This window comes from Flavobacterium sp. PLA-1-15, from assembly GCF_049060005.1.
GTDB lineage: Bacteria > Bacteroidota > Bacteroidia > Flavobacteriales > Flavobacteriaceae > Flavobacterium.
Genome location: NZ_JBMGQS010000001.1, coordinates 35,686 through 58,004 on the forward strand (window position 1 = coordinate 35,686; position 22,319 = coordinate 58,004).

General features: G+C 38.1%; 26 protein-coding genes. 7 read left to right on the top strand and 19 right to left on the bottom strand.

Going from position 1 to position 22,319, the window contains the following annotated elements; genetic code table 11:
- Nucleotides 1-225: 225 nt before the first annotated feature.
- The 10 genes from ACI6PS_RS00115 to ACI6PS_RS00160 form a co-directional block, all read right to left on the bottom strand.
- Nucleotides 226-999 carry a TerC family protein gene (locus ACI6PS_RS00115; protein WP_421010505.1) on the bottom strand — a complete coding sequence of 258 codons (774 nt, stop codon included), beginning with the start codon at nt 997-999 and terminating at the stop codon, nt 226-228.
- 141 nt (nt 1,000-1,140) lie between these two features.
- Entirely contained in the window at nt 1,141-1,515 is a 375-nt protein-coding gene (locus ACI6PS_RS00120) for a DNA topoisomerase IV (protein WP_421010506.1), read from the bottom strand.
- On the bottom strand, nt 1,512-2,087 hold the full coding sequence (locus tag ACI6PS_RS00125) for a DUF1572 family protein (RefSeq protein WP_421010507.1): 576 nt from the start codon (nt 2,085-2,087) through the stop codon (nt 1,512-1,514). The genes ACI6PS_RS00120 and ACI6PS_RS00125 overlap by 4 nt, the downstream gene beginning before the upstream one ends.
- 1 nt (nt 2,088) lies before the next feature.
- Nucleotides 2,089-2,661, bottom strand: coding sequence for a pentapeptide repeat-containing protein (locus tag ACI6PS_RS00130; protein ID WP_421010508.1), 573 nt, complete (start codon nt 2,659-2,661; stop codon nt 2,089-2,091).
- Nucleotides 2,661-2,963 (bottom strand): type II toxin-antitoxin system RelE/ParE family toxin, encoded by a 303-nt coding sequence (locus tag ACI6PS_RS00135; protein ID WP_421010509.1) that lies wholly within the window; start codon nt 2,961-2,963, stop codon nt 2,661-2,663. The genes ACI6PS_RS00130 and ACI6PS_RS00135 overlap by 1 nt, the downstream gene beginning before the upstream one ends.
- A complete protein-coding gene (locus ACI6PS_RS00140; RefSeq protein WP_421010510.1) occupies nt 2,948-3,178 on the bottom strand; it encodes a hypothetical protein in 231 nt (76 codons plus the stop codon). Before ACI6PS_RS00140 ends, ACI6PS_RS00135 begins: the two co-directional genes overlap by 16 nt.
- A 24-nt stretch (nt 3,179-3,202) precedes the next feature.
- Nucleotides 3,203-3,424, bottom strand: a complete 222-nt coding sequence (locus tag ACI6PS_RS00145; RefSeq protein WP_421010511.1) for a DUF6095 family protein — start codon at nt 3,422-3,424, stop codon at nt 3,203-3,205.
- A 54-nt stretch (nt 3,425-3,478) separates the two neighbouring features.
- The gene (murQ, locus tag ACI6PS_RS00150; protein WP_421010512.1) at nt 3,479-4,291 is read right to left on the bottom strand and encodes an N-acetylmuramic acid 6-phosphate etherase; all 813 of its coding nucleotides are present in this window, start codon (nt 4,289-4,291) and stop codon (nt 3,479-3,481) included.
- A gap of 42 nt (nt 4,292-4,333) precedes the next feature.
- Entirely contained in the window at nt 4,334-5,053 is a 720-nt protein-coding gene (locus tag ACI6PS_RS00155) for a ZIP family metal transporter (RefSeq protein ID WP_421010513.1), read from the bottom strand.
- 22 nt (nt 5,054-5,075) lie between these two features.
- Entirely contained in the window at nt 5,076-5,819 is a 744-nt protein-coding gene (locus tag ACI6PS_RS00160) for a class I SAM-dependent methyltransferase (RefSeq protein WP_421010514.1), read from the bottom strand.
- Nucleotides 5,820-5,886: 67 nt separating this feature from the next.
- Here ACI6PS_RS00160 and ACI6PS_RS00165 point away from each other — a divergent pair, with 67 nt between their 5' ends.
- Nucleotides 5,887-7,056 (top strand): THUMP domain-containing class I SAM-dependent RNA methyltransferase, encoded by a 1,170-nt coding sequence (locus ACI6PS_RS00165; protein ID WP_421010515.1) that lies wholly within the window; start codon nt 5,887-5,889, stop codon nt 7,054-7,056.
- Between the two features lie 11 nt (nt 7,057-7,067).
- Nucleotides 7,068-7,301 carry a hypothetical protein gene (locus ACI6PS_RS00170; RefSeq protein WP_421010516.1) on the top strand — a complete coding sequence of 78 codons (234 nt, stop codon included), beginning with the start codon at nt 7,068-7,070 and terminating at the stop codon, nt 7,299-7,301.
- Between the two features lie 47 nt (nt 7,302-7,348).
- Here the strand turns inward: ACI6PS_RS00170 and ACI6PS_RS00175 are convergent, their stop codons facing one another.
- The 3 genes from ACI6PS_RS00175 to rlmD are packed head-to-tail and all read right to left on the bottom strand — an operon-like array spanning nt 7,349 to nt 10,027.
- Nucleotides 7,349-8,089, bottom strand: coding sequence for a DUF6048 family protein (locus tag ACI6PS_RS00175; RefSeq protein WP_421010517.1), 741 nt, complete (start codon nt 8,087-8,089; stop codon nt 7,349-7,351).
- On the bottom strand, nt 8,058-8,603 hold the full coding sequence (locus ACI6PS_RS00180; RefSeq protein WP_421010518.1) for a DUF6452 family protein: 546 nt from the start codon (nt 8,601-8,603) through the stop codon (nt 8,058-8,060). Before ACI6PS_RS00180 ends, ACI6PS_RS00175 begins: the two co-directional genes overlap by 32 nt.
- Before the next feature lie 11 nt (nt 8,604-8,614).
- Nucleotides 8,615-10,027 carry a 23S rRNA (uracil(1939)-C(5))-methyltransferase RlmD gene (gene rlmD / locus ACI6PS_RS00185; protein WP_421010519.1) on the bottom strand — a complete coding sequence of 471 codons (1,413 nt, stop codon included), beginning with the start codon at nt 10,025-10,027 and terminating at the stop codon, nt 8,615-8,617.
- A gap of 231 nt (nt 10,028-10,258) precedes the next feature.
- Between rlmD and ccsA the strand changes: the two genes are divergently transcribed.
- Nucleotides 10,259-13,414, top strand: coding sequence for a cytochrome c biogenesis protein CcsA (gene ccsA, locus ACI6PS_RS00190; protein ID WP_421010520.1), 3,156 nt, complete (start codon nt 10,259-10,261; stop codon nt 13,412-13,414).
- 117 nt (nt 13,415-13,531) lie between these two features.
- Here the strand turns inward: ccsA and ACI6PS_RS00195 are convergent, their stop codons facing one another.
- Nucleotides 13,532-14,326 (bottom strand): anti-sigma factor, encoded by a 795-nt coding sequence (locus ACI6PS_RS00195; protein WP_421010521.1) that lies wholly within the window; start codon nt 14,324-14,326, stop codon nt 13,532-13,534.
- Nucleotides 14,327-14,857, bottom strand: coding sequence for an RNA polymerase sigma factor (locus tag ACI6PS_RS00200; RefSeq protein ID WP_421010522.1), 531 nt, complete (start codon nt 14,855-14,857; stop codon nt 14,327-14,329).
- A gap of 175 nt (nt 14,858-15,032) precedes the next feature.
- On the opposite strand from ACI6PS_RS00200, the gene ACI6PS_RS00205 reads away from it, so the two are divergent.
- On the top strand, nt 15,033-15,626 hold the full coding sequence (locus ACI6PS_RS00205; RefSeq protein WP_421010523.1) for a glutathione peroxidase: 594 nt from the start codon (nt 15,033-15,035) through the stop codon (nt 15,624-15,626).
- A 10-nt stretch (nt 15,627-15,636) separates the two neighbouring features.
- On the opposite strand, the gene ACI6PS_RS00210 is transcribed toward ACI6PS_RS00205, so the two are convergent.
- Nucleotides 15,637-16,140 carry a GNAT family N-acetyltransferase gene (locus ACI6PS_RS00210; protein WP_421010524.1) on the bottom strand — a complete coding sequence of 168 codons (504 nt, stop codon included), beginning with the start codon at nt 16,138-16,140 and terminating at the stop codon, nt 15,637-15,639.
- A gap of 1 nt (nt 16,141) precedes the next feature.
- A complete protein-coding gene (locus tag ACI6PS_RS00215; RefSeq protein ID WP_421010525.1) occupies nt 16,142-17,326 on the bottom strand; it encodes a thioredoxin family protein in 1,185 nt (394 codons plus the stop codon).
- Between the two features lie 121 nt (nt 17,327-17,447).
- Here ACI6PS_RS00215 and menD point away from each other — a divergent pair, with 121 nt between their 5' ends.
- A complete protein-coding gene (menD, locus tag ACI6PS_RS00220; protein ID WP_421010526.1) occupies nt 17,448-19,103 on the top strand; it encodes a 2-succinyl-5-enolpyruvyl-6-hydroxy-3-cyclohexene-1-carboxylic-acid synthase in 1,656 nt (551 codons plus the stop codon).
- 3 nt (nt 19,104-19,106) lie between these two features.
- Here the strand turns inward: menD and ACI6PS_RS00225 are convergent, their stop codons facing one another.
- Entirely contained in the window at nt 19,107-19,805 is a 699-nt protein-coding gene (locus ACI6PS_RS00225) for a hypothetical protein (protein WP_421010527.1), read from the bottom strand.
- A gap of 79 nt (nt 19,806-19,884) precedes the next feature.
- On the bottom strand, nt 19,885-20,064 hold the full coding sequence (locus ACI6PS_RS00230) for a hypothetical protein (protein ID WP_421010528.1): 180 nt from the start codon (nt 20,062-20,064) through the stop codon (nt 19,885-19,887).
- Between the two features lie 391 nt (nt 20,065-20,455).
- Between ACI6PS_RS00230 and ACI6PS_RS00235 the strand changes: the two genes are divergently transcribed.
- Both ACI6PS_RS00235 and ACI6PS_RS00240 read left to right on the top strand, forming a co-directional pair.
- Nucleotides 20,456-21,322, top strand: a complete 867-nt coding sequence (locus tag ACI6PS_RS00235) for an alpha/beta hydrolase (protein WP_421010529.1) — start codon at nt 20,456-20,458, stop codon at nt 21,320-21,322.
- A gap of 3 nt (nt 21,323-21,325) precedes the next feature.
- A complete protein-coding gene (locus ACI6PS_RS00240; RefSeq protein ID WP_421010530.1) occupies nt 21,326-22,303 on the top strand; it encodes a T9SS C-terminal target domain-containing protein in 978 nt (325 codons plus the stop codon).
- Nucleotides 22,304-22,319 lie beyond the last annotated feature (16 nt).

The window sequence follows — 22,319 nt, forward strand, 5'->3', positions numbered from 1 at the left end:
AAATGCTTGAAAATATCCTTTTTAGTGTATGGAACTTTCTAATGAAAAGAATAAATGGTTTTCAAATTGGCATTATACTTAAATTGAACAATATAATTTCAAACAGTTCAATGGGTTTTAAAATCATATTTTATTGTTTTAATGCCATAAAAATGCCCCAAATAGTAGCTTACTTTTTGGGGCATTTTCACTTTCGAGTGGCTATTTTACATCTAGTTTTATGAATTATTTTCTATTCTTATCCATCCGCATATTGATAAATTCAACAGCCAATGAAAATGCAATGGCAAAGTAGAGGTAGCCTTTAGGAACCGCTCCTACATGTTGGCCAACTAATTGTGCGTTGGAAAGGTGCATACTTTCGGTAATTAGCATAAAGCCTATCAAAATTAAGAAAGCAAGTCCCAAAATCTGGATGGAAGGATTTGCATTTACAAAGTTCCCAACCGGAACGGCAAACAGCATCATCACACCAACAGAAATCACCACCGCAGTAATCATGATATACAGCGCGCCTTCGAGTCCGTTAGTCATCCCAACAGCGGTTAGGATCGAATCGACAGAGAAAATCAAGTCGATCAGAAGGATTTGGAAAATAACGCTGGAGAATGATTTCTTTACAGCAGTGCCTAATGATTGCTCCTCGTGTTCTTTATGTTCTACTTTCTCACGGATTTCCTTGGTACTCTTATAAATCAGGAACAAACCTCCCAGAAGCAATATCATCGCCTGTCCCGAAATACTCGCGCTGAACCATCCAAAATCGAATGAAAACCAAGGTTCTTTCATCGCGATGAGCAACGTAATCCCAAAAAGCAGGGCTATACGCATAAACATTGCTAGAAATAAACCAATTCTGGTGGCTTTTTTTCGATCTTCAACAGGAAGTTTTCCCGTTACAATCGAGATAAAAATGATGTTGTCAATTCCCAGGATGATTTCCAAGAAAGTCAGTGTCAGTAGGGCTACCCATGCATCGGGATTTAAAAATACTTCCATGTTTTTTAGTTATGAATTATAAGTTATGGGTTTTTTAAAATTTTAAATTAAAGATAGTTATAGAAAAGCTATATACTTTATGAATTAAGTTTTTTAAATTATAAGATAATCAAATGCTTACATCAAGCACGAAACTCATAACTACTCGATCTTTTTTACCGTTCCAGTCTGCTTTTCAGGACTGCCTACGATTCCGAATTCAAAGGTATAGGAATCTTTGGTAGTAGAAAGGATTTTCATCGCAATCGCCTTTTTTTCCTGCATGTTTTTCGGATTGATCTTTTGAATCACGTATTCGCAATCGTTGATCCATTTGATCGAAGAAGTGTCTGATTTTCCTTCATAGAAATCAATTTCCTGATTCTCGGTTCTGATGAAGGTCGTGGTTTTTTTTACGCCATCTACTTCATAATCAAACTGAAACTTACCGGTTTTAAAGTCTTTGCATTCTCTTTGAGGTGTTTCAAAACAAGAGCATAGGAGGAAAAGGGCTAGGAGCGAGGTTATTTTTTTCATTGTAAACGTTTTAATTCTTCGTCGGTGAAATTCTTGATGGTTTTTTCTTTCGAAAACTTGTCGGCGTTGTAGCTGCTTGATTTGTTTTTAGGGATGGAAAGACTGTTCCATTCGTTCTTCTTTAATAATTTGGCATAAAAAACAATCTGCCCAATATGATACGGATAGTGTGCCAATTGGCGATTGATGGCCTCAATCACGGTATGACCTTCGTTTCTAATATAAATAATTTGAGATAAATGATTGGTTTCTAATGATTCTAAAGTAGTTAGAAAACAATCCCAGCCTTGGTTCCAAAAGGCAATTAGTTCTTCCTTGGTTTGGATTGTGTCTTCAAATTCATCGTCCCGATTACGCCATTCCTTTTCGCCGTCTGTGGTCAGGAAATCTGTCCAACGCGACAGCATGTTACCTGAAAGGTGCTTGACGATAACGGCAATGGAGTTGGTGTTTTCGTTTAATGAGACAAAAAGTTGCTCGGATTCCAATTGCCCAAACGCCTTTTCTCCAAGCATTTTATAATAGAGAAATTGCTTTTTGACGCTTTCAAGATAAGAAACGGTTGCTTCCATATTATTGAATTTTAATGTCGTATTTTTCCAGAAGTCCCGGGATTCCCTGCGTAGAAAACTTTGCTTTTCGCATCGGATTGAATTCCGGATCGATGGTATAGTTGTAAGCAGTAAGAAAATCGACTTCCTTGAGTTCGGTATCGTTAAAAATGGCACCAGCCAAATCGCAATTGTCAAACGTTGACCCCGTTAGTTTGGCGCCAATAAACACAACATCTTTCAAGAAAGAATGCAGGAATTTAGTCTTTGGCATTTTCTTATTGGCAAAAGAAGAATAGTCCAGAATACATTCCGTGAAATGTACTCCAAACAGAAAATCATCGCATTCGTTGAATTGGATGCCCAATAATTTGCAGTTTTTGAAGATCGCATTCTTCATACTCGAACCCGAAAGGCGCGTCATCGAAAGATTGCAGTCGATAAACTCGCAATCGCTGAACGTGTTATAGGAAAAATCACTGTTTGAGAAATCGCAGTTCTTAAAAATGCAACCTTCAAATTCGCGGTTGTTTATCTTTTTGTCGAGATAAACTACTTTTTCAAAGGTTTTATAGAGGTGGATTAGGTTTTCCATTAGAGGTTTCGTGGTTTTCTTGCAGTGTGTCTCACTCGGAGAATATTGATGTTTGTTTCAGTAATTTGGTAAGATATTTTGAAATCGTAAACATAATAAGCTCTGAAGGTGGGGTCTTTTGGCTTTTTTTGAGTATCAACTTTATAAATCTCGGATTGCTCTTTTAGGATGCTGGTGCTTTCAAATATCTTTTCTACTACTTTATCTGCAATATTGATTGATTTGCTTTCAAACAAAATATAAAAATGAATGTCTTCGAGTTGCAGTAATGCTTTTGAGGACCAAATTATTTTCTTCCCCATTTTGCAGCAATGGCTTTGGCTTCGTCTTCCGTATAAAAATCACCCTTTTTAATATCTTCTAAAGCTTTTTCAAGGTCAATATTATACGCTCTGTTTTCGTCTTCTAGCACATTATTTTTTGATTGCAGAAGATGTTTGAGTTTTTCAATAAAACCAGGGTCTTTTACCTTGTCAATTTCTTGGTGAATCCAATTGATGTCTGCTTTAATATCCATAATTTTTTTAAGTAAAAATACAAATTACTTGTCAAACAAGCTTTTAATGATAGTATTAATTCCCATAAAGACCAATACGATTCCTGTCAGGCAAACCAAAATCCCGATGCTCAAAATCAACCAATAAATAGGCTGTTGTTTATTGATGAATGCAAAATGAACAACCGCCGGACCGATAAACAAAGCCGGCAAGGCCCACGACATACAGGAAATTCCCTTGGTCAATATTTTTTTATTTGTAGACATTTTGAATCTAGATTTTAAAAATTAGAGTTCAGAATGAAACTCATAACTCATAATTTATAACTTATAATTTTCAACGGCTTTTCGGACACTTCCGTATTTTTTAAGTAATTCAGAGGCTTCTTCGTAGGAAACATTGATTTCCGAAAGGATCATTTTCACACCACGATCGACTAGTTTGTCGTTGCTCAATTGCATGTCGACCATCTTGTTGCCTTTTACTTTTCCGAGTTGGATCATTGTTGATGTTGAAATCATGTTCAGTATCAATTTCTGTGCGGTTCCTGCTTTCATTCGGGAGCTTCCCGTAACAAATTCGGGACCTACAATCACTTCAATTGGCAACTTCGCAGTCTGTGACAATGGACTTCCTGCATTGCAGGAAATACTTCCCGTTGCGATTCCGTTTTCGTTGCATTTCTCCAATCCACCAATCACATAGGGTGTTGTTCCCGAAGCTGCAATTCCGATTACCACATCATTTTGACTAATATTTTGCTCCTGCAAGTCAATCCAGGCTTGTGTTTTATTGTCTTCCGCATTTTCCACGGCTCTTCGGATGGCTTTGTCGCCACCGGCAATGATTCCATTCACCAAATCGAACGGAACACCAAAAGTTGGCGGACATTCCGAAGCATCTACAATTCCCAGTCGTCCAGATGTTCCAGCTCCGATGTAAAACAATCGTCCGCCAATTTTCATTTTTGAAACGATTTCTGTAACCAGATTTTCTATTTGAGGCAGTGCTTTTTCAACAGCAAACGGAACGGTTTTGTCTTCCTGATTGATATTGGCGAGCAATTCTGCAACCGACATTTTTTCTAAATGTTCGTATTTGGAGGATTGTTCAGTGGTTTTGGTGAAGGTCATATCTGAAAAATTAATGATTAAAGATACTGATTTGAATCAAAATCAATGTGAATGAGGTGCTTCAATTCCTAAAAAGTAAGCCACTACAATTCCTATTGCAATCATTGATAATTTTGCCAGATTGAATTTATGGTTTTCACTGCTTTCAAAAATGATTGTAGAGGAAATGTGAAACAGGATTCCGATAACCACAGCTGTGATTTCAGTATAATAATGCTTTAAAAAGGTAAAGTATTCGGCTGTCAGGGTTCCTAGTGGCGTCATTAAAGCAAACGTAATCATAAAGAAGAATACGACTGTTTTGTTCAAATGCGAATTAAGGAAAAAGGAAGTCAGGATAACGGCAATCGGCAAGTGATGAATGGCAATTCCGAGTGCCAAATCGCTATGATGGCTAACAGGAAAACCTTCCATAAAGGCGTGAATGCAAAGGCTTATAAAAAGTGCCCAAGGCATTTTAGAATGGTCGTCGTGTCCGTGTGAATGAACGTGTCCATGTTCGGCACCTTTCGAGAAAAATTCCAAAATAATTTGGAACAAAATTCCAACCATTATAAAAATTCCAATAGAGTTGGAGTGGCTGTGGTCGCCATGGTGAGCGGATTCATATACTTCGGGCAACAGATGCATTACTGTTATGGAAAGCAGGAACGAACCGCTGAATGCCATCAATAATTTTAAATTGGTTTTCTTGGCAGGCTTTAAAAATAGCGCAACGCCGTAGCCTATTAAAACCGAAAGTAGGGGTAAGATATAATTCATTTCTATAAATCTAAATCTGCAATTATTTGAAAACCATAATCAATCGTTCGCTTTCGTTCTTATGAAATTTCTTCAATTTATAATCACCAAAAGTATCCAAAAGATAAATTCCCGCTTGTTCCATCAGGTTTTCGAAATCTTCCAAAGTCAGAGCTCTCACTTTTTCCGTAAAATGAAATTTTTGCCCTTTATCTTCAAAATCAATTTCCTTGTAGATGTAGCCGTCAATATGGAAACGCTTGATTTTAAAGTCAATTCCATCTACAGTTTTCACCTCTTCTGGAACCAGATTATTGATGACCTGATGAACGTTCATAAAATCAATCACCGCAAAACCATATTCAGTAAGGCTCTCTTGTATTGCTTTTAGGGTTGTTAAGTTGTCTGCATCATTTTCGAAATAGCCAAAACTTGTAAAGAGATTCAAAATTGCATCAAACTGTTCGTTACATGGTTTTCTCATATCGTGTACCACAAAATGCAATTTTTCGTTTTCCGATTTCTTGGCTTCGGCGATACTGTTTTCTGATAAATCGGCACCTGTGACATCAAAGCCCAATTGGTTCAGATAAATGGAATGACGTCCTTTTCCGCAGGCCAAATCCAAAATTTTTGCCTCTTCAGGAAGATTCAAATAATTGGTGATGTTGTCCATGAACAACTGTGCTTCGGCATAATCGCGGTCTTTGTAAAGGATGTGATAATAAGGCGTATCAAACCAGGATGCAAACCAGCTTTCGGATTTTGGAATTTGAGATTCAGACATTTATTGTTTTCTATTAATTCAAGTCTGCAAATTTAGTGTATTTTTGCACCGAATACTTGATTTTACTATGGAAAATAATTTTAAAATGGTCGCCAAAACCTTTTTTGGTTTTGAAGAAATACTGGCAAAAGAACTACAGGTTTTGGGCGCTCAAGATGTTGAACAAGGGGTGAGAATGGTGAGCTTTGTAGGCGATAAAGGATTCATGTATAAGGCCAATTTGTCTTTAAGAACGGCTTTAAAAATCCTTAAACCCATTTATTCTTTCCGAGCGACCAACGAGGACAATCTCTACAAAGGGATTTATTCGATGGATTGGTCCAAGTATTTGAATTCTAATCAGACTTTTGTGATTGATGCTACCGTGCATTCGGAGAAATTCAACCATTCTGAGTTTGTTGCGCAAAAATGTAAGGATGCGATTGTGGATCAGTTTAGAACCAGAACCGGGCAACGACCAAGCATCGACAAGCAATACCCCGATTTAAGAATCAACATTCACATTGATAAGGACCAATGTACGGTTTCGTTGGATACATCAGGAAATTCTTTGCACCAGCGTGGCTATCGATTGGCAACAAATATTGCACCAATCAACGAGGTTTTGGCGGCAGGAATGCTATTGCTTTCAGGTTGGGACGGTCAAGGGGATTTCATCGATCCTATGTGTGGTTCGGGAACTATTTTGGCGGAAGCCGCAATGATTGCATGCAACATCCCGGCAAACATCAATCGTAAGGAATTTGCTTTTGAAAAATGGAAAGATTGGGACAATGATTTGTTTGACAGGATTGTAGATTCGTTGTTGAAGAAAGTACGCGAGTTTCATTATACGATTAAAGGTTATGATAAAGCGCCATCTGCCGTGAGCAAGGCAAAAGACAATATCAAGAATGCCAATTTGGATGAATATGTGACCATTTCGGAGAATAATTTCTTTGATACTGAAAAGGCTACAAAAGGACCATTGCACATGGTTTTCAATCCGCCTTATGGAGAGCGATTGGATATACAGATGGAAAATTTCTACAAGAATATAGGTGATACGTTGAAGCAGAATTATCCGGGAACAAACGCCTGGTTCATTACTGCAAACCTTGAAGCTTTGAAGTTTGTCGGCTTGAAACCATCTCGAAAAATTAAGCTTTTCAACGGAAGTTTGGAAGCAAGATTGGTAAAATATGAAATGTACGAAGGAAGTAAAAGGACTAAGTTTCAAACTTCTGAAAATAATTAAATAATAATAAAATGAGTTTAAAAACAAAAGCATTTATCTATCAGCTGTTGAGTTTTGCAGTGTTGTTTATCCTTATCCGATTTTTGGTTGATGCCTACACAAATCTTGAAGGTTTTTGGGTGCCGTTGACGGCATTTATTGCGGGAACAATCTTGGCACCGCAATTTCAGGCGGTAAAGACGAATGAAGGCGAGAAGCTTTTTATGAAATGGATTTTTATGAAGGGAATTAAGGAAATCAAATAAATGAGAATAAAATAATGAAAAAGGGTAGACGTTAATCTACCCTTTTTTTATTTCTTTTCCTCTGTATCTTGAGGGACTACTTTCTTTTTATAAATTGGTAAAAGATACGATACCGTGTAGTTAAAGCCTACACCAAAATCGCCATCGAAAGTCCTGTTGAAGCCAGGAATGTAAAGATTGTCGAAACCTCCAGGTTTTTTATTGGACATCAGTTTGTTCATCCTGAAACTGAAACCTACGAAGACATTATCAAAAACTCTTGTTTTCATTCCCACTACAACTTCCAGCCACTGTGCAGAAAGTCCGCTGAATTCAGTTCCACCGGGAGTAGATGGATCTATTCCCCAATAAGGATTTGGATTATAGATGTTGTATGAATTTAATTCCTGACTGAATGAACTTACGCCATAGCGTAAACCCAAATGGATCATATTTTCAAGATCGAGCCAGTTCTCATGTGCATTATAATCAAAACCAACTTTAAAGTAGGTTCCTTTAGTTGTAAAATTGACCTGGTCGTCGTCGGTAGTTTTGTTTTCGTTTCCAATTTCCCCTGCCAAATAATATTTTCTAGTCAAGCGATAATCTCCGACAATTTCAAAACCTTTGTAATCTTTGTCATAAACCGTACGTGCTATTTTTAGCAGATCAACACCAAAACGAATTCCGTATCGTTGCTCTATTACTGGAGTTGCTGTAGAATCGGTCTTTTTTTCTTGTGCTACAATTGACGATGAACACAAAATCAATATAAGACTATAAGAAATATATGTTGATATGTGTTTCATCTTCATTATTTATAGTGTTTGTTTCTATTTCAATATCTCTGATCCAGTTTCCAAGGGTTGTATTTTCATCATTATTTAAAATAAACGGTTGCGCTTGGCCACCATTTAAATCAAATATAGTTTTAAAACCGCAAGCTCTGGAAACATATTCGTCTCTTCTTGAATAATTAAATTCTAAAGTATCAACTCTTGCGTTGGCAAGTACGGTATCCTGTGTTGCAAAACGGATAAATCGAAATTTTGAAACATCTTGATTGGTCCTTAAAGGAATATATACCAAAGAATCAGTCCAGAACTGAGTTCCTTGATTGTTCAAGACGCCTTTGCTGTAATTGATTCCGTCGCCAACAATCTTTAGATTATTGATTCTTTTTGTTACAGAAGGGTTATTGAAATCATAAAATTTAATTACCAATCTTGGGGTAGTAGGAGTTGATGGATCGCAGATGTCATCCTTTTCACAACTGATAAGAATGAATCCGAATAGAAATAATGCACAGAATATTTTTTTCATTTATTTTAGAATTATCGTCTCTCCAAAAGTACAACATTTTCTACGTGATGCGTTTGCGGAAACATATCTACCGGGCGAACGCGTGTTACTTTGTATTTTTCGTCCATCAAGGCCAAATCACGGGCTTGTGTTGCAGAATTACAACTTACATAGACTACTTTCTCTGGAGCAATTTTCAAAATCTGCTCAATTACATCTTTGTGCATTCCATCTCTAGGAGGATCGGTAATGATAACGTCCGGCTTGCCATTTTGAGCAATAAAACTTTCGTTGAAAACAACTTTCATATCGCCTACAAAGAAATCGCAGTTGGTAATTTCATTGCGTTTCGCATTTTCCTTTGCATCAGCAATGGCTTCTGGAACAGCTTCTACACCCACCACTTTTTTTGCTTTTCTTGAAACAAATTGAGCAATGGTTCCAGTTCCTGTATACAAATCATAAACAACTTCATTGCCTGTCAAACCGGCAAAATCTCTTGTGATTTTGTATAATTCGTAAGCTTGTTCAGAATTGGTTTGGTAGAAAGATTTAGCATTGATGCTGAATTTCAAACCTTCCATTTCTTCCAAGATATAATCACGGCCTTTGTATAAGATTACATTTTGATCGTAAATCGTATCGTTTGGTTTTCCGTTGATGACATATTGCAAGGAAGTAATTTCTGGAAAACGCTCTGTCAAGAAATTCAACAAAAGCTCTCTTTTTTCTTTATCCTCTTTGAAAAACTGAACCAAAACCATGATTTCTCCTGTTGAAGCAGTACGAATCATTAAAGTTCTCAATAATCCTTCGTGGTTTCTTGGATCGAAAAACTCCAAGCCATTTTCATTTGCAAAATCACGAATTTCATTTCGAATGGCATTCGAAGGATCTTGCTGCAGATGGCATTGTGTAATATCCAAAATCTTGTCCCACATTTTTGGTATGTGGAAACCTAAAGCATTTCGGTTCCCCAAATCTTCAGTGCTTTCAATTTCTTTTTCGGTTAGCCAACGCGAATTGGAGAAACCAAATTCCATCTTATTTCGGTACATGAACTGTTCTTTTGAACCTAGGATGTCTTCAAACTCTGGAAGCTCAATCTTCCCAATTCTTTGCAAATGGTTTCGAACCTCATTGTGTTTGTATAGAAGCTGTTGTGAATACTTCATATTCTGCCATTTGCAACCGCCACAAACACCAAAGTGCTGGCAAACAGGTTCAACCCTGTGCTCTGAAAATTCGTGAAAACGAACGGCTTTCCCTTCATAGTAAGCTTTACGCTTTTTAAAGGTTTGCACATCAACAACATCTCCGGGTACTACATTGGGAATGAATATCACTTTTCCGTCCGGAGCCTTCGCTACCGAAACGCCTTTCGCTCCTGCATCAAGGACTTTTATATGATTGAAAACAATCTTATTTGTGTTTTTTCTAGACATAGCAGCAAAAATAAGAGTTTGATTAGTTTTATAAATTCAAATTGGGAATTATTTTTGAGTTGCCTTTAATTTAAATTCATTTTATCCTGTTGGAAATGTATTTATTTGTAAATCAGGTAAATTTTAGAGGGATTATTTTATGCTTTTTTTAAGAATAACTCTCTCGCGAGAATGAAAAGAGTACTAACATTTTTGCGTATTTTTGCCCGACTAAAAACAAACTCCACTCCAATGGATAACAAAATACTTTCTCTCCTAGGGTCTATCCTCTTTTCCACTCGTTTAATGGCTCTTCTATTTATCGTTTTTGCCACAGCAATGGGAATCGGAACCTTCATTGAAGATGCTTACAATACAGATACGGCCAGAATCTGGGTCTATAATACTTGGTGGTTCGAGATGATTATGGTATTCTTTCTGATAAATTTTTTCGGAAACATCAAGCGCTATCAATTGCACAAAAAAGAAAAATGGGCTACCTTGTTGCTTCACTTGTCTTTTATCCTAATTATTGCAGGTGCTTTTATTACGCGTTACATCAGTTTCGAAGGAGTGATGCCTATTAGGGAAGGCGAAGTGGCCAACCAGATTTTTTCGGACAAAACCTATCTGACGGTTTTCATCGATGGAGAATACAAAGGCGAAATGAAGCGCAAAACCCATGAAGAACCGTATTTGTTTTCACCCGTAACCAATAATGATTTCTCCATAAAAGGAAAGTTCGACCAGTTGCCGTATGAGATAAAATACGAGAATTTCGTAATGGGTGCCACAGAGCAAGTACAGGAAGATCCAAACGGAATTACATTCCTTAAAATGGTAGAATCCGGAGGCGGAAGCCGTCACGAACATTTCCTAAAAGAAGGCGAAGTACAGAACATCCACAACGTTCTATTTGCTTTGAATCATTACACAGAAGGAGCAATCAACATCAATACGCAAGGCGAAACCTATACCATAAAAGCACCTTTTGAAGGAGAATTTATGCGAATGGCCGACCAATTCAAAGGTGGTGTTGCAAAAGATACAACACAGCAATTGATGATGCGTTCGCTTTATAATTTAGGTGGCGCACAGTTTGTTTTTCCAGAGCCGGCCATCAAAGGAAAGATTGGATATGTTTCCAATAACGACTTTAAAGATAAGGTTACCGATGATGCTCTGACGATAAAAATCAGTACCGAAGGTGAAGAAAAATCCGTGACACTTTTGGGTTCTAAAGGAAAAATGGGAACGCCACAATCGTTTACATTAGGAAAATTAGATTTCACCATTTTCTTCGGGAGCAAGGTCTATGAAACTCCGTTTAAAATCAAGCTGAATGATTTTATCGCTTCGAAATACCCTGGAACAGAAAAGAGTTATTCGGCTTATGAAAGCCAAGTAACGGTTATTGACGGCAAGGAAGAATTTGATGCAAGGATTTTTATGAACAACATTTTAGATTACAAAGGATTCCGTTTCTTCCAAGCTTCGTTTGATCCGGACGAAAAAGGAACCGTACTTTCTGCCAACCATGATTTCTGGGGAACTTGGACGACTTACATTGGATACTTCTTGCTTTATATTGCAATGATGGCGATCCTTTTCGATAAAAATACCCGTTTCGCTGATCTTAAGAAGAAATTGGAAAAGGTAAAACAGAAGAAAGCAAAATTGATTACGATAATCGTAATGTTTTTAAGCTTCGGAAGTTACGCTCAAGACCAACATGCAGGTCATTCTGATGAGACGAGAGAAGTAGCAGAAAAGTTCATCAACGAGCGCGTCATCAGCAAGGAACACGCTGATCATTTTGGACGTTTGGTCATCCAGGATGCAGGGGGAAGGATGAAACCGGTGAATACTTTTTCATCTGAATTATTGCGAAAAGTAAGCAAGAGTGATGTATATAAGGATATGAATTCCGATCAGGTTTTCCTGTCGATGACACAATATTCTAGAGCTTGGTTTGAAATTCCATTGATTTATATTAAAAAAGGGAACGACAGTATCAGACAGATATTGGGTGTTGATAAGGATCAGAAATTGATAGCCTTCAGAAGTTTTTTCGATGATGAAGGAAACTATAAATTATCACCTTATTTGGATGACGCTTACAATACAGCAGTTCCAAATCAATTTCAGAAAGATTTTATTGAAACCGATAGGAAAGTAAACCTTCTAAATTCTGCCTTGAGCGGAAGCATCTTGAAGATTTTCCCAATTCCGAACGATGCAAACAACAAATGGGTTTCGCACATGGAATTGCACAGCGCAGGTTTTAAAGGAATGGATTCTGTAATGACGAAACAAATCCTGCCGTTGTATTTTATGGCTTTGGATTCTGCACGAGTTACCAAAGATTACAAGAAAGCCGACTTCTTTTTGGACGGAATGCATAATTTCCAAAAGAAATACGGAAGCAAGGTTATACCAAGTGACGATAAGGTTTCTTCGGAGATTCTTTATAATAAATACGACATTTTCAAGAAGCTGTACTATTTGTATATGATGGCAGGTCTATTGATGTTGCTCTTTACAATCGTCAATATATTTTATGAGAAAAAAGCAATCCGTATGGTACTGAATGGTTTCCATATATTGATTGGAATTTTCTTTGCACTTCATACAATCGGACTGATTGCACGTTGGTACATTTCAGGTCATGCGCCTTGGAGTGATGCCTATGAATCGATGATTTATGTGGCTTGGGCAACAATGTTCTTTACATTGGCTTTCGATAGAAAATCTAAACTTACCGTTGCTTCTGGAACTTTCGTAGCATCGATGATTTTAATGATTGCACATTGGAGCTGGATGGATCCTGCGATAGCAAACCTGCAACCGGTATTAAATTCGTATTGGTTGATGATCCACGTGGCGGTAATTGTTGGAAGCTACGGTCCGTTTACACTTGCAATGGTTTTGGGAGTGGTGTCGTTGATCTTGATGTTGTTTACCAATGAAAAGAACAAAGCCAAGATGAATTTGAATATCCAAGAGATTACCTATATCAACGAAATGGCGCTTACAATTGGCTTGGTCATGCTTACCATTGGAAACTTCCTTGGCGGACAATGGGCCAATGAAAGCTGGGGCCGTTACTGGGGGTGGGATCCAAAAGAAACTTGGGCCTTGATCAGTATCATGGTATATGCTTTCGTGATTCACGCACGTTTTGTACCATTCTTCAGAGGAAAATGGGCGTTTAATTTGATGAGTATCTTGGCGTTCTATTCCATTATGATGACCTATTTTGGAGTGAATTTCTATCTTTCAGGATTGCATTCGTATGCGAGTGGAGATAAAGTAGTAACTCCGGTTGAGTTTTACTATTCATTAGCAATCTTGACCGTATTGTCTGGTTTTGCTTACTTCAAGCATAAAAAATATTTAAAGAAATAAGTTTCGATATATTTAGTATACAAAAAGGCTCAACAAAAGTTGAGCCTTTTTTATGATTTATTTTTGCCCCGAATGACAGTTTACACCATCAATCTTTTCATCCTTTTATCTTTCAATTCACACTTTACCTAGAGTATACAATTGCTCCAAAGTAGGAGTAGGGCTTCCGCCAGCTGGCTCCAAGGTAATTCCGAATGCTTCAGCTTCACCTGTATTGCTTACATTAAACAATCGGGCATCATTCGATTTGAAATCATCCAAAAGACCAATGCTTGTTGGCGTAAGCGGATTCAATTTCAAGGCCCAAACCTGGTACACCATGCCTTCAGGAGGTTCCGGCAATCCTCTTGCATCGACATAAACCGATTGTGTGTTTTGGTTCCAATACACCTTTGCTTTGGAATCTGGTGAAACAGCTTGTCCGCCCAAGGTCACAACCGTATTGTTGTCGTCGCGGATAATTGCCAAAACACTTTCTGTTTTTTGCTTGTCGATTTCAAGTGCATTCAATTCTTTCTCGATTGCCGTCTTTTCAGATTCTGTCGTAACAATCTGCTCTTTTGCCAGATCCAATTGGGTATATTGATAACCAACACCAATCAGCAATACTACTGCGGCAGCCCATCCGATAAAAAGTGCAACATTACTTCTTGGCTTCATCTCAACAACGCCTTCTGTAACATTGTGCTTTTCGAGCAATTGTGTACGGATCCGGTCATAATTTGCAGCCGATAAATAAGGCGACATGCTAAACGATAAACTGATAACCGCTTTTTCAATAGACAGGACTTCTTCCTTAATTTCAGGATGCTTTGCCACCATATTGTTCACTTCTTCTGTTTCGGATTCATTTAAAATACCAAAAACATAGAGTTCTAAAATACCAGATTCAATATATTCTCTCGCTTCCATTTATACTTGTAAAAAGTTTCGTAAATCATTAATGCAATTTCTGTTTTGGGTTTTGACAGTTCCCAACGGAATCTCCAATTCCTCTGAAGCTTCCTGCTGTGTATAACCTTTAAAGAACAAAAGGTTGATGATTTTGATGCATTTTGGCTTTAGTTTTTTTACAAATTCTTGAATTCCGATCGTATCGATCATATTGGATAATTTGTTACTGTCGTCCAACAGATGTACGAAATTATCAGCCGAAGAGTTTTTCTGATTGTTGTTAAAGCCTTTTGAGCGAAGCCTGTCTATTGCCGAATTACGTGCAATATTTAGTATCCACGTAAAAAAGCGTCCCTTACTTTCGTTATAGGTTTCAATGTTTTTCCAAATTTTCACAAAAACTTCTTGGAGAACATCTTCCGATTCTTCGTGATTGCGGAGCAGGTTATAGATAATTCCGTATAGATTTTTGGAGTACATATCGTATAACGTTGTAAAAGCCTTGTCGTCCTTCTTGAGAATTAAAGGCAAGATTTCTTCTTGTGTCATAGGTGTTTTTTAGGGTTGATAGCTAGCAAAGCAGATCAAAACAAGGATTGATTGCCAGGGATATGTTTATAAAGTTATTCAAAATTTTGGTTTAACAAAACTTTAATCCCAATTTATAATTAAATACTGTCTCAGACGATTGAGTTTTTGCGTAATTTTATCCAAAATAAATAAGATGAAAAAAATAATAATGGCCGTTTTTGTGATGGCAAGTTTGGTGGCAAGCCACGAATCTTTCGCACAAAACAAGAAAAGTAAAACAGCCAAAGAAAAAAGCAAAACTATGTCGGCACAAAACATCCACCAGTTTAAAGTAACAGATTTGTCAGGAAACGAATTTGATTTCGCTTCCCTAAAAGGAAAAAAAGTAATGGTTGTAAATACCGCTTCAAAATGCGGATTGACGCCTCAGTACAAGGATTTGCAAGCCATCTACGATCAGTATAAAGATAAAAACTTTGTGATTGTTGGCTTTCCGGCAAATAACTTTATGGAGCAGGAACCAGGAACAAAAGAGGAAATTGCCACGTTCTGCGAAAGAAATTACGGGGTAACGTTTCCAATGATGGACAAGATTTCGGTAAAAGGAAATGATATGGCGCCAATCTACCAATTTCTGACTCAAAAATCTAAAAATGGTGTTCAGGATTCAGAAGTTGAGTGGAATTTCCAAAAATATTTACTGAATGAAAAAGGTGAACTAGTAAAGGTAATCTCGCCAAGAACATTGCCAACTGATAAAGAAATTATCGATTGGATTAAGGCTTAGCATGCACTGATCACTGACCACTTAAAGGAAGTTGCATCAAAGAAACATCCAGCCATTTGTCAAATTTATAACCGGCTTCCTTGAGTATACCTACTTCTTGGAAGCCGAATTTTTTATGGAATGCAATACTTGCTGAATTAGAGGCATCAATTACGCCAATCATAGAATGATGATTTTGCTCTTTCGCCAAATCAATTAGCTTTTGAAGCAGTAGTTTTCCAATGCCTTTCCCAATGGCTTTCTCGTTTACATAAACAGAATGTTCTACCGTAAACCGATAACCAATCTTTACCCTGAAAGCACCGTAAGTCCCAAAACCGATCACTTCATTTTCAAATTCCGCTACAATAACAGGAAAATTTGAAGCTTGTTTTTCTTCAAACCAAATTTGTTGCTCTGCTAAAGTCCTTTCATCATAATCATAAATGGCTGTAGTGTCCAAAATGGCGTGATTGACAATTTCTAAAATCGAAGGCAAATCTTCAATAACCGCAGGACGAATGATAGCTTCCATATTATTTTACTCCAAGTTCAGTTAATAATTTCTTGGCATCCGTCGGGTTCCAACCCATAGATTCAGAGAATTGCTTTGCTTTTTTTGCATACACAATCGCTTCCTTGTTGTCTTTTATTTTATGGTTCAATTGCGCCATCAATAAATAGCCATCATACGATTCTCCCAGTTCCAAAGCACGCCCCGTCCATTTTATTGCATTTTTTAAATCGGGAACTGTGGTAATGTTTTTCAAATAGGTCTGTCCAATTTCCTTCAGCATCCTCGAATCATTCCAAAAGAATTGCTCTACCGATTCTGCTGTCATTTTTTTGTAAAGATTCCAATTCTGAGCTCTTTCTGCCAGCGTCAAATCAAAATTAAAAATCAAAGAATCGGTGTTGCGAAGGTTGATGCTTTTGGCAATTTTTCGTTGTTTGAAGTAATTAATCGTATCCAGATTTTCTGTAAAAGGTTTTAAAAGTTCTGAAACCACGCTGTTTATTTTTCGCTCCACTCGTATGGGAGAGGCTACTTTTGCAAAAGCCTGCTGGTTTTTCAAGACGTACTGAAACTCCCTCGATTCAATATCCGTCACCGCATTTGCAATCACTTTCCAGTTATTGGCACTCACCAAATCCTTATCGCTTTGCGTCGCCAAATATTTATGCGCCGGAGCCGAAATCTGCTTACGCTCTTTCCCTTTTCCTAAAGTCAGGATATAAGCTAAACATTTATCCACATTGCTTGGATCCTCCATAAATTGCTTTTCCAGATACGGCAACTGCATTTTAGGATTCAAGGCGTTTTTTGCCTCTTGAATCAGTGTCTCAGGCTTATATTCGCCCGAAAGATTATACAAAAGCGTTTCGTTTTTATCCAAAAAGACAAACGTCGGGTACGATTTTACATCAAACCGTTTCTTGATCGCTTCGCCATTTTCCTTTTCAATATCCTGCCACGCACAGATGAAATTCTTGTTCATAAAATCGGCTACTTCCGTATTGGGAAACACTTCCTTTTTCATCTTGTTGCAATGAGGACACCATTCTGCATAAATCATAAGGAAGATGGGCTTGTTCTCTTTTTTTGAACGTTCAAGCAGTATCGGTAAACTTTCTTCGCTGAATTGGATACCATTTTGGGCGTTTATAGTAGTAAAAGAGAAAAACAGAAACAGAAAGAATATAGATGTAAAATACCTCATTTTGGATTGTATTTAAAGGGTCAACAGCAACAAATATAGAAATTCATAGGTTAATATATCTCTAATTCTTAGTTAAAAAGCCTTTCTAACTTTGTAACTTTGTAGTTCAGAAATTTAAAAGATGATTTACCCGAAAATACCTTTAGCGCAGAGCATCATTGCCATTTGCGAACAAAAAGGACTCACCAATATTGTCATTTCTCCCGGATCCAGGAATGCACCTTTAACCATAGGATTCGTCAACAACCCAAATTTCAAGTGTTTCAGTATTGCCGACGAGCGTTGCGCCGCCTTTTTTGCATTGGGGATTGCCCAGCAAACCAAGAAGCCTGTGGCCATTGTCTGCACTTCGGGTTCGGCCCTGCTCAATTATTATCCGGCTCTTGCGGAAGCTTTTTACAGCCAGATTCCGTTGGTGGTCATTTCCGCCGATCGACCGCACGACAAGATCGACATCGGCGACGGGCAAACCATCCGTCAGGAAAATGTCTTTGCAAACCATATTTTGTATAATGCAAATCTCCACGAAGATGCTTCTCCTGAAAACGATGCAAAAATCAACGAAGCCATCAATATCTCTTTGTTACAAAAAGGTCCGGTCCATATTAATGCGCCTTTTGAAGAGCCATTGTACGAAACCGTTGAAGCACTTTCAGTAACAGCTGCCGCTTCCGCAGATGAACCGCAACCGTCTCCAATTGGCGATTTGAGTGCCTTCGCAGGAACGTGGAACACCGCTTCGAAAAAGATGATTCTCGTAGGGGTGAACGATCCGAACGTAATCGATGAAGCCATCATCAATTATTTGGTAGAAGACCCATCAATTGTAGTGTTGACTGAAACGACTTCTAATTTGCATCATCCAACCTTTATCAACAACATCGATACGATCATTACGCCTTTTACACTAGAAGATTTTGAAGATTTCCGACCTGAAATCCTCATCACCTTTGGCGGGATGGTGGTTTCAAAAAGGATAAAGGCTTTCCTCCGAAAATACAAGCCACAGCACCATTGGCACATCGATACGTTAAGGGCTTATGATACGTTTGGTGCTTTGTCGCAACATTTTACGACAACACCACAGCAATTTTTTAAGGCTTTTTTGCCTTCTACAAGCAAAGTAGAAAGCAACTATTTTCAGAAAAGTCAAGACATTAAGAACTTCCGAAAAGAGAAACACGATGCCTATCTTTCCAAGATTCCATTTTCCGATTTTATAGTTTTTGATAGGGTAATTTCGGCCTTGCCGAAAGAAAGCCAACTGCAAATCAGCAACAGTTCAGCCATCCGCTATGCTCAATTAATCGACATCGATCCTTCGATTGAAGTCTGTTGCAACCGCGGAACGAGTGGAATTGACGGTAGCACATCAACTGCTGTGGGGGCGGCTTTCGCCAATAAAAAGCAGACCACCTTCATCACGGGCGATATCAGTTTTTTATATGACAGCAATGCGCTTTGGAACAAATACATTCCTGCCAATTTCAAAATCATCATCATCAACAATGGAGGAGGAGGTATCTTTAGGATTCTTCCCGGTCATGCCGAAACGCCTGTATTCAATGAGTTTTTCGAAACATCACATTGCTTCACAGCAGAACATCTCGCCAAGATGTATGGTTTTGAATACTATTCTGCAAGCAACGAAGAAAAGCTTTCAGAAGCTTTGACTGATCTGTTTGAGCAAAATCAAAAGCCAACAATCTTGGAAGTCTTTACGCCAACTTTGGACAACGACAGGATTCTATTGCAGTACTTTAAGGAGTTGGTGTAGCAATTATACCTCTGCAATAGTATCAATAAGGGCCGACCAAAAAGCAGTTCCCGGAAGTACGATAAACAAAACAAGTTCCACCAGCCAAACCAAGGGAATCAAAAGATACGGACTTTTAAGCATTGGTCTTTTGAGTTGGAATTTCTCATAAAGCAGGATGACCAGCGACACCAAGAACGGCGTCAACGACATCACCAAAATACCAAGTTCTTGATTGAATAAGGTAGCAATCAATCTGCCTAGTCCAGGATTCAGGATAATAAGTGAAGCGCCAATCATTCCGGCAACGTGCTTCCTGATTCGGTTTTTGTTTACAATGCTGTAAACATAGAAAATACAAAATGAAGTAACATCCAAAAGTGCACCAGCCATAGCCATTCCGGCCTGTACCCTCGAAATAGAGAGGTTCTTCCCAACGCTTAATTTTACCATCACCAATATTGAAACCACCATAACGGGAGCAAGGAAATAAGAAAACCGTCCCACTTTCCTGTGCAAGGAATAGTTGCGTTGGTGTATTAAAATCGGTTGCCAGATTAGTATCGCAAACCAACTCAGAAATATGATAAAATGAATGTGTGTAAAAAATGGAATGCCTTCAAACAAAGGGAAAAATTGGAAATAAGTAGCGTAGAAACCTAAAATGCTAATTAAGGATATAGCACCAAACAAGGCTACTAAAGTTTTGTATTTGTTTTCCATAGCTTCAATTTTTAAGATTACTGATTTTCTGTTTGTTATAGCAAAACGAAGATAATAAAATTAAAAAGACGGTAAACGATTATTCAAATTCCACCCATTTTTTCTCAAAGTAAACTGTTGTCAGTTTATTATCATTTCGAAGCAAATCTACTTTTACAAAATCTTTTTCATTTCCTGTATATTGCATCGTGATACCGTCCATCGATGAAGTATCGTAAAACGAACCAAACACACATGTGTCTTGTTCTGGGTTTTCCATATACACGTTTTTATGTATAGTTATTTTAGGACGGGTCAGGGTGGATCATGGTTCACGGATGCTTCATGGATACTCCATAGATACTCCATGGATAGTTCATGGTTGTGGTACCCCAATATACGATCAAAAATAAAAAGTGATAAAGACATATTGATAGGAACCTTATGAAGAGAATTGTGACTTAACAACTTTAATTTATTGCTTTTACTAGGCTACACAACTTTGATTATATCTAATCCAAATGCAGTAGGGGGTAAATGTATCTATTAGTATTGTACCATAACAAGATATAATGATTCTTAAAAATTGTTATTCAAAATTGTTTTAGAGTTCCGATCTTCCATCTTTCGCCGAAATTCCTATCTTTACCAAAACACTCAATAAATCATCCGTGAGAAAGCTTAAAATACTCCTCATCATTACGTTTTTTGCCAGCAACTTCACTTCAAATGCGGCTAAAGTCGATAGTCTCGACATCTACAGCACTGCAATGGACAAGACCTACAAGGCCGCTGTCGTTCTCCCAGATTCATACGCAAAAAGCAAGAAGAATTATCCCGTAGTCTATCTTCTTCACGGCGCCTACGGACATTTCAGAGACTGGCTCAAAAACACCTCACAACAAAAATTACTGCAAAACCTCGCCGACCAATACAACATCATCATCGTCACTCCAGAAGGCGAAACCTTCAGCTTCTATCTCGACAGCCCTGTCAATAAGGGAAGTCAGTTTGAGACTTATATCACCAAGGAAGTTGTCCAAAAAATCGACAAAACTTACCGCACTGTTGCCAACAAGACAGGCCGTGTCATCACCGGACTTTCAATGGGCGGTCATGGTGCACTGTATCTTTCCGCAAGAAATCCAGAACTTTTTTCTGCGGCAGGGAGTATGAGTGGCGCCGTCGATATGGGAGGCATCCGCAACCGCGACACACCGGAAAAGATCAACAAAATGATGGAACCTGTTTTTGGTCCCGAAGGCGCTTCGCAAGAAATCTATGATTCGCACGCCGTTATCGGGATGATCAATAAAATCAAGGAAAACAAACTCCCGCTCATCATCGATTGTGGTGTAGATGATTTCCTCATAGAACCCAATCGCGAATTGCACCGCCGTATGGTCTATGCCAAGATTCCACACGACTACACCGAACGTCCCGGAGCCCACACCTGGGAATATTGGGCAGATGCACTTCCATTTCACATCCTCTTTTTCAGTAAAGTATTCCAAACAAACGGGGTAACAGTGAAGTAAGCAATGAGAAAAGCAGGTCTATTTCTTTTCATTTTCATAAGCCTTTCGGCAAAAGCACAACTCTCGGGTTGTACAGACGCTATGGCCAAAAATTATAACCCAACTGCAGTACTAAACGACGGAAGTTGTGTATATGAAAACACAAAAATAACCCCAGTTTTTTCCATAACCTTGTCCGATACCCTCAACGAAACCTCGGGATTAGTGTACTACGACAAACAATTGTGGAGTCACAACGACGATACCGATACCCATATTTATGCACTTGATACCCTCGGAAAAATCACCAATCGCTATCCTCTAAAAGGTGTCAAAAACAACGATTGGGAAGAACTCTCGCAAGACAGTGCCTATTTTTATATGGGGAATTTTGGCAACAATGTGAGCGGTATTCGGAACGATTTACACATCTTAAGAATAGAAAAAAATTCACTCAAGGCAAATGACCCGCAGATAGATACCATCGCATTCCAATATTCCAATCAAATCGAGTTTATTCGAGCCAAGGCCAACACCACCGATTTTGATTGCGAGGCTTTTATCGTCGGCAAGGACAGTATCTATATTTTTACCAAACAATGGACCAGCAAGAAGACAGCTCTGTATGCACTACCAAAGCAACCCGGAAACCATACCGCCCAATTCAAATCAGAACTCGATACAAACGGATTGATAACCGGCGCAACCTATCTCGAAGACAAGAAACTCATCGCTTTGTGTGGCTACAGCAAGCAACTTAAACCTTTTGTGTACCTTTTATACGATTATAAGGAAAATGATTTTTTTTCGGGCAATAAACGAAAAATAAACCTCGCATTGCCTTACCATCAAGTCGAAGGAATAGCCACTCAAAATGGTTTGCAATATTATATTTCAAATGAATATTTCCGTTTAAAACCCATCATCAACACACCGCAACAATTGCATCTGCTGGATTTAAATACCTTATTACAACTTTATCTCAATAAAGAAAACCATTAAAATTATCACAAATACT